This is a genomic window from Bifidobacterium gallicum DSM 20093 = LMG 11596 (genome assembly GCF_000741205.1).
GTDB classification, from domain to species: Bacteria; Actinomycetota; Actinomycetes; order Actinomycetales; family Bifidobacteriaceae; genus Bifidobacterium; species Bifidobacterium gallicum.
In genome coordinates this window covers 1-8,150 of sequence record NZ_JGYW01000006.1, presented here as the reverse complement: position 1 = coordinate 8,150, position 8,150 = coordinate 1, and the positions used below count along the sequence as shown (strand labels likewise).

Below are 8,150 nucleotides of genomic sequence, written 5' to 3'. Positions count from 1 at the left end.
TTCCTATTCGGTCACATATTGACATCCTCCCCCGCCTGTAGAGGCGGGGGATTCCTTGGCCTCGCGGCCTAGGGTTTCTGTTTCACAGACTACGCTTCGCACTACAACGTGATTAGTTGTTGTGGTGTTTGCGTTGGTCTCCGCAGACGTTCACCGCAAGCCCTGCGGCGAGGATGTTTTTCGCGGCGTTCACGTCCCTGTCATGGGTCGTGTGGCACGCGGGGCACGTCCATGCCCTGACGTTCAACGGTTTGCGGCCGGTGTTCTTCCCGCAGGTCGAACAGATTTGGCTGCTGGGATACCAGCGGTCGATGACCACAAGCCGACGCCCGTACCATTCGCACTTGTATGCGAGCATGGTGCGCAACATGCGCCAGCCCGCGTCCGTGATACCGCGGTTGAGGGCGCGTTTGGCCGTCTGGCCGTTGGACAGGTAGTGGCCCGGATTGGCCGGGTCCGTCTCCGGTTTGCACCTGCGGCTCATGTTTTTCACCGCCAAGTCCTCGATGACGACCGTTTGGTTTTCACGGACGATTCGGGTCGAGAGCTTGTGCAGGAAATCCTTGCGCCGGTCCGCGATGCGGGCCTGAATACGGGCCGCCTTCAACATGGCCCTGCGGTGATTGTTGCTTCCTTTCCGTTTGCGCGCCAGATCGCGTTGCGCTTTCCCCAGGCGCTTGGCGTTCCTCTTGCGCAGCCCCGGGTTGTCGATTTTCTCGCCGGTGGAGAGCGTGGCGAAGGATTGCACGCCCATGTCGACGCCGACCTTGCCTTCGGCTTTTGGCAACGCGGTGACGTGTTCCTCCACGAGGATGCTCACATGCCAGCGGCCAGCCGAATCCAAGGATATGGTCACGTTGACCGGGTATGCGCCGTCCGGCAACGGACGGCTCCAATGGATGTCGAGCGGCTTGTCCATCTTGGCGAGCCTGAGAGTGCGGCCGTCCCATGTGAACGCGCTACGAACGAACGTGGCGGCTCCGCCACGGGACTTCTTCTTGAACCTCGGATAATCCGCAGTACCGTCGAAGAAATTGGAGAACGCCGCTTGCAAGTGGCGCAACGACTGCTGAAGCGCAACTGAAGACACTTCCCTGAGGAAGGCCAGCTCTTCGGTCTTCTTCCATCCGGTAAGCATGGTGTTGGTCTGGTTGTACGAGACACTTTCCCGACGCGCAGTCCACGCCTCGGTACGTGCCGCCAAAGCCTTGTTGTAGACCAGACGGCAACACCCGATGGTACGCCGGAGCAGGTTCTCCTGCCCGGGCGTTGGATAGAAGCGGTACTTGTAGGCCCGCCGGACCATACCATCGGAACCCATGCCTTACATTATAGCATGAAAGAATGTAAAATATGGCTGTGCGCCTTACATCCCCCACCTGCGCTCCGCTAAGAGGCGGGGGTCTTACGGCGCAATCGATAAAGGAGCCGGACGGCACGCGACATGCCACCCGACTCCCATTATGCTCGTGGTCGAATCACAAGGCAAACAGCTTGTCAGAATGCTCTTGAATGCTCATGATTTCATAATCATGTTTCTTGACGGCCTCAATAGCCAGCAGCACAGCCGAGAACTCAGTCATCGTCGTGAACTGCGGAATGTCAGCGGCAATGGCCGCCGCACGAATCGAGTATCCGTCCGAACGTGAGCCGCGAGAATTCGGCGTGTTGAGAATCATGTCGACACGGCCTTCTTCGATGAGCTCGACAACGTTCTTGCCGATGGACCCTTCAGCATGCTGAATCACAGTGGGAGCGTCAGGATCGCCATCGACACGAGCTGTGATCTTGTCCACAATCTCACAGTCAATGCCGTAACGGCTCAGCACGGAAGCCGTGCCCTCAGTAGCCAACAGTGTGAAGCCGAGTTCAACCAGACGCACAGCGAACAACGGCAGCTGACGCTTGTCCGTGTCGTTAACCGACAAGAACACGGCACCCGAAGTCGGCAGACCGCCATCATACGCGGCGAGCTGGCTCTTGGCGAACGCGTGCGGGAAGTCACGGTCGAAGCCCATGACCTCACCCGTCGAACGCATCTCAGGGCCAAGCAGAATATCCACCGTCTTGCCAATCGGCGTGCGGAAACGCTTGAACGGCAGCACGGACTCCTTGATCGCCACCTGCTGGCCGGGACGGATGTCAGCACCGTCACCATGCGGCAACAACAAACCGTTCTCACGCTGCTGAGCAATCGTCTCCCCAGCCATGATGCGCGCCGCAGCCTTCGCCAACGCCACACCCGTAGCCTTCGATGCGAACGGCACCGTACGAGACGCACGCGGATTGGCTTCAATCACGTAAAGCGTGTTGGCCATGAACGCGTACTGCACGTTGATCAGACCACGCACACCGCAACCTTCGGCAATGGCACGCGTACCCTCACGCAGACGACGAATCTGATCGTCGGACAGCGTGCTCGGAGGCAGCGTACACGCCGCGTCGCCCGAATGCACACCAGCTTCCTCAATATGCTCCATGATGCCGCCGATATACAGCTCTTCACCATCAAACAGCGCATCCACGTCAATCTCAATGGCGTCCTGCAAGAACTTGTCAATGAGCAGCGGCGAAGGCAGACGACCCGACACAACCGTATCGGCCATCGCTTCGTTGAGCGCGCGGTTCACATACTTTTCGAGCTGCGCATCGTCATAGACGATTTCCATACCGCGGCCACCCAGCACATAGCTCGGGCGCACGAGCACAGGATACCCGATCGAATGGGCGGCATCGAGCGCTTCCTCAAGGCTCAAAGCCGTGCCAAAACGAGGAGCGTTCATATGTTCCTTACGCAGCACCTCACCGAACAGCTCACGATTCTCAGCCAAATCAATAGCCTCAGGCGTCGTACCCAAAATCGGCACACCAGCGGCCTTGAGACGGGCAGCCAACGACAAAGGCGTCTGACCGCCAAGCTGCACGATGACACCCTTGATCGGACCCTGCTTCTTCTCAGCCTCGTAAATCTCAAGCACGTCCTCGAACGTGAGCGGCTCAAAATACAGGCGGTCCGACATGTCATAATCAGTCGACACGGTCTCGGGATTGCAGTTGACCATGATCGTGTCATAGTCCTTGCCGAGCTCCTGCACGGCATGCACGCACGTGTAATCGAACTCGATGCCTTGGCCAATACGGTTCGGACCTGAACCGAGAATGATCACAGCCTCACGTTCACGCGGACGCAACTCGGTTTCATCGGCATAGCACGAGTAGTAATACGGCGTGACAGCATCAAACTCAGCCGCACACGTGTCCACCGTCTTGAACACGGGATGCAAACCATAGTTCCAACGCAGCTCACGCACCGTGTTCTCACCCTCATCACCCAGATGACGCAAGTGAGCGATTTGCAGATCAGACAAGCCAGCCTTCTTCGCCTTACGCAACAGCTTGGGCGACAGTGTCTCGGCGCCACGCACCTCAAGCGCCGTGCGGTTGATCAGCATGAGCTGGCGGATGAACCACGGATCAATCTTCGTCGCATCAAAAATCTGCTGCTCGGTGGCACCACCCCAGATGGCACGCATGAGCTGCAAATAACGGTGCTCCGTAGGAATGCGGGCCGCTTCCAGCAGTTCAGCCGTTTCCTGCTCGCTGGGGCGCTCGCCGTCCCAGTTGAAGCCCATGTCGCGCTTGTCGATCGAACGCATCGCCTTGCCCAGCGACTCCTGGAAGTTGCCGGCCAATGCCATGGCCTCGCCCACCGACTTCATTGACGTGGTCAACGTGGGATCGGCGCCCGGGAACTTCTCGAACGCGAAACGCGGTACCTTCGTGACGACGTAATCGATCGTCGGCTCGAAGCTGGCTGGCGTGGACTGCGTGATGTCGTTGCGAATCTCGTCGAGCGTGTAACCCAATGCGAGCTTCGTGGCGATCTTGGCGATCGGGAAGCCTGTGGCCTTGGATGCCAGCGCTGAGGAACGCGACACACGCGGATTCATTTCAATCACGATGATGCGGCCCGTGTCGGGATGCACGGCGAACTGGATGTTGCAGCCGCCCGTATCGACGCCCACACCGCGGATGATTGCGATGCCGATATCACGCAGCTTCTGGTATTCACGGTCGGTCAGCGTGAACGCCGGGGCCACCGTGATCGAATCGCCCGTGTGCACGCCAACCGGGTCCACGTTTTCAATCGGGCACACGACGACCACATTGTCGTTGCGGTCGCGCATGAGCTCAAGCTCGTATTCCTTCCAACCTTCAATGCCTTCTTCAATCAGCACTTCGTCGGTCGGTGAATAGTGGATGCCCGCACCGGCGATGCGGTGCAGTTCCTCGGTGTCATGGGCGATGCCCGAACCCAGGCCGCCCATCGTGAAGCTCGGACGCACTACAAGCGGAAAACCGAATTCCTCGGCGATCGCGTCGACTTCTTCCAGCGTGTGTGCGATTTCGGAACGGGCCGATTCGGCACCCGCTTCCTCGACAACCTTCTTGAACGATTCACGGTCTTCGCCACGGTCGATGGCTTCAAGCGAGGCGCCAATGAGCTCCACATTGTATTTGTCGAGCACACCGGCCTCACCGAGCGCCACAGCGGCGTTCAGCGCCGTCTGGCCGCCCAGCGTTGGCAGAATCGCGTCAGGGCGTTCCTTGGCGATGATCTGCTCGAGGATCGGCACGTCAATCGGTTCAATATAGGTCGCGTCGGCCATTTCCGGATCGGTCATGATCGTGGCCGGGTTGGAGTTGACGAGGATGACGCGGATGCCTTCTTCGCGCAGCACGCGGCATGCCTGCGTACCCGAGTAGTCAAACTCGGCTGCCTGACCTATCACGATCGGGCCGGAGCCGATGACCATGACGGACTTGATGTCGTTGCGCTTAGGCATTGGCGATGTTCTCCTTGCTGTCGGTGCCGTCTGCGGCGTCTGCGCAGTGCGGTGCGGTAATGGATTCAGGTGCGGGAACGGGCTGCTTGGTGTCCATCATGGACACGAAGCGGTCAAACAGGTAGGCGGCATCATGCGGGCCTGCGGCGGCCTCAGGATGATACTGCACGGAGAACGCGGGAATGTCAACACATTGCAGACCTTCAACAACATCATCGTTGAGATCGACATGGCTGACGAATGCGCGGCCGAAACGGCCATCGGCATATGGCGTGGTCACGATTTGGCCCAGAGGCGCATCCACGGCGAAACCGTGGTTGTGCGCGGTGACTTCCACTTTGCCTGTGGTCACGTCCATTACGGGCTGGTTGATGCCACGATGACCGAACTTGAGCTTATACGTGCCAAAGCCCAGCGAACGGCCCAACAGCTGGTTGCCGAAGCAAATGCCGAAGAACGGGTAGCCCGCGTCGAGCACCTGGCGCAGCAGCGCGACCATCTGGTCGGCCTGCTCAGGGTCGCCCGGTCCGTTCGAGAAGAACACGCCATCAGGATTGATCGCTTCAATCTGCTCGAACGTTGTGGTCGACGGCAGCACGTGCACGCGCACGCCGCGCTCGGCCATCAGATGCGGCGTCATGCCTTTGATGCCCAAATCAATAGCGGCGACCGTGAACTTCGGTTCCTGGCCGGCGAACTCGCCTGCGGGTTCAATAACGTACGGCTGATCGGTGCTGACCTCGTCATAGAGGCTCAAGCCCTGCATGGGAGCGGTGGCTCGCACTTGCTCAAGCATCGCGTCGATGCTCTTGACTCCCTGGCCATCCTCGGCACGCAATGCGGCCCCTGAGAAAATGCCGGCTCGCATCACGCCAGCGGTGCGCAGATGGCGCACGAGGCTGCGCGTATCAATGTCGGCAATACCCACGATGTGGTTGGCGATCAACGCGTCATCGAGCGAGCCCGTGGCGCGCCAGTTGCTCACCGTGGGGCTCGGGTCGCGCACCACATAGCCCGCAACCCAGATGCGATTCGATTCGTCATCTTCATCATTGACGCCCGTATCGCCAATATGCGGGAACGTCTGCACCACAATCTGTCGGTCGTAGCTGGGATCGGTGAGCGTCTCCTGATAGCCGGTCATACCGGTGGCGAATACAATCTCGCCAGTCGTCGACCCCGTAGCGCCGAAAGGCGCTCCAATATAAATGTGGCCGTCCTCTAAAACGAGAACGGCGTCATCAAGGTCGTATGTGTGGACCATGTCGATCTGGCTCACCACAAACCCCCATTCATCGGTTGTCAATCCATGTGTTGGTTGGCGGCCGGAATGAGCGTCGCAATCCGACCGAATGAACTGCAAGCAGTCCTTTTCGTGGAATGATCAGCTGATCATTCGGTCGTGCCTTCGGCGGTGTCTTGTTCAGCATCACCATCGGGCTGGTCGGCGTCTGTGCAAATCGCACTGAGCACGCCGTGAATGAAGCCTAGAGATTCGTCATCACTGAGTGTCTTGGCGAGGTTCAACGCTTCATCAATCGCAACCTTGTCCGGGATTTCATCGTTATGTATGATTTCCCATGCCGCGATACGAAGAATATTACGGTCTATGACCGGCATGCGCCAAACCTTCCACCCTGTGGAATGCTCATTGATGATACGGTCCAAATCTTTACGATTGTCGGCCACGCCTTCAACGATTTCGATGGCGTATTCAGGAAGGGGGGTCTGGGCGCCAGGCTCGACGATTCGCTCCTGCAGCAACGATTTGATGTCCTGATCCTTCTCGTCCGCTTCATACAGCGTGTTCAAAGCCCTTTTGCGAGCGGTGGAACGTGCCATGGGTTATATCCTTCTCTTCATCAAACGTTTGGTCCACCCATGCGGGCCATCATTGGCACGAATGTCACGGTGAATCAATCCGAATCTGAATACGACCATCGGGGTTCGCCGAACGCTTGTCTGCGAACCCCGATGGTCACCACATCATAATCAGTTCTCGCGGCCCAGGTAGGAACCGTCTTCAGTGTTGATCTTGACCTTTTCGCCTTCACCAATGAACAGCGGCACCTGGATTTCAGCACCCGTCTCCACCGTGGCGGGCTTCGTGCCGGCGTTGGAGCGGTTGCCCTGCAGGCCAGGCTCGGTGTGCGTCACGGTGAGCACCACGGAAGCCGGCAGTTCCACCGACAGCGGCTGGCCATCATGGAACGACACGAGGCAGTCAGTGCCTTCGAGCAGATACTTGGACTGGTCGCCCACGAGCGTCTTCGGGATCATGACCTGGTCGTAGGTGGTCATGTCCATGAAGACGTAGTTGTCGCCATCATCATAGGAGTACTGCAGCGTACGGTTGTCCACCGTCTCGAACTCCATCTTCATGCCAGCGTTGAACGTCTTGTCAACAATCTTGCCCGACAGCACGTTCTTGATCGTCGTGCGCACGAAAGCGGGGCCCTTGCCCGGCTTGACGTGCTGGAACTTGATAACCTGCCAAAGCTGGCCATCCAAGTTGAGGATCGAGCCGTTCTTGATGTCGTTAGTGGTCTGTGCCAATGTTCTTCACCTATCCGATTGACTGTTGTCTGCTACAAGGACGCTTCTGAAGAGCCGTGCCTTGTACAAAGCTGTAATCAAGCCTTGTCCATTATGCCAGCCGGTATGGATGGGCTCCCCGCGCCACTCTCGGGCACACACCATGGCATACACTACTGCCAAATCCCGAGTTCAACATTTGGTGGCATCAAACGTATGCAGTTCACTGCGCAAACGTTCGAACATCAAGAAATCCTGCTTACGAAATGCCGCATCATTGCATTCCATGAGCCGCTGCGTGACGAGCATGCCATACTGAAGGCCAGTGCACGCGCTGCGGCATTGAGCTCTTATGTATGCCACAACATGTGTAGCTATTGCTCACCCCAGTGACCATGGCAGAAATACAGAATTTGACATCCTCCCCCGCCTGTGGAGGCGGGGGATTCCTTTCCTCGCGGAAAGGGTTTTCTGTTTCACCGACTACGCTTCGCACTACAACGTGATTAGTTGTTGTGGTGTTTGCGTTGGTCTCCGCAGACGTTCACCGCAAGCCCTGCGGCGAGGATGTTTTTCGCGGCGTTCACGTCCCTGTCATGGGTCGTGTGGCAGTGCGGGCACGTCCATGCCCTGACGTTCAACGGTTTGCGGCCGGTGTTCTTCCCGCAGGTCGAACAGATTTGGCTGCTGGGGTACCAGCGGTCGATGACCACGATGTCGCGTCCGTACCATGCGGCCTTGTACTCCAGCATGGTGCGGAACATGCGC

General features: G+C 58.3%; 6 protein-coding genes. All 6 read right to left on the bottom strand.

Annotated features, from left to right (window positions below):
- Positions 1–112 precede the first annotated feature (112 nt).
- Positions 113–1,321: an RNA-guided endonuclease InsQ/TnpB family protein gene (locus tag BGLCM_RS06350; RefSeq protein ID WP_081927605.1), complete on the bottom strand. Its 1,209-nt coding sequence runs from the start codon at positions 1,319–1,321 to the stop codon at positions 113–115.
- 157 nt (positions 1,322–1,478) lie between these two features.
- Positions 1,479–4,847, bottom strand: a complete 3,369-nt coding sequence (carB, locus tag BGLCM_RS06345; protein ID WP_006294877.1) for a carbamoyl-phosphate synthase large subunit — start codon at positions 4,845–4,847, stop codon at positions 1,479–1,481.
- Positions 4,840–6,111: a glutamine-hydrolyzing carbamoyl-phosphate synthase small subunit gene (carA, locus tag BGLCM_RS06340; RefSeq protein WP_044085167.1), complete on the bottom strand. Its 1,272-nt coding sequence runs from the start codon at positions 6,109–6,111 to the stop codon at positions 4,840–4,842. Before carA ends, carB begins: the two co-directional genes overlap by 8 nt.
- A gap of 128 nt (positions 6,112–6,239) precedes the next feature.
- Complete coding sequence (nusB, locus tag BGLCM_RS06335; RefSeq protein WP_006294879.1) at positions 6,240–6,689, bottom strand: transcription antitermination factor NusB; 450 nt, start codon at positions 6,687–6,689, stop codon at positions 6,240–6,242.
- Between the two features lie 150 nt (positions 6,690–6,839).
- Positions 6,840–7,403 carry an elongation factor P gene (gene efp, locus BGLCM_RS06330; protein ID WP_006294880.1) on the bottom strand — a complete coding sequence of 188 codons (564 nt, stop codon included), beginning with the start codon at positions 7,401–7,403 and terminating at the stop codon, positions 6,840–6,842.
- 485 nt (positions 7,404–7,888) lie between these two features.
- A partial coding sequence (locus BGLCM_RS06325; protein WP_044085166.1) for a zinc ribbon domain-containing protein occupies positions 7,889–8,150 on the bottom strand: 262 nt, incomplete at its 5' end.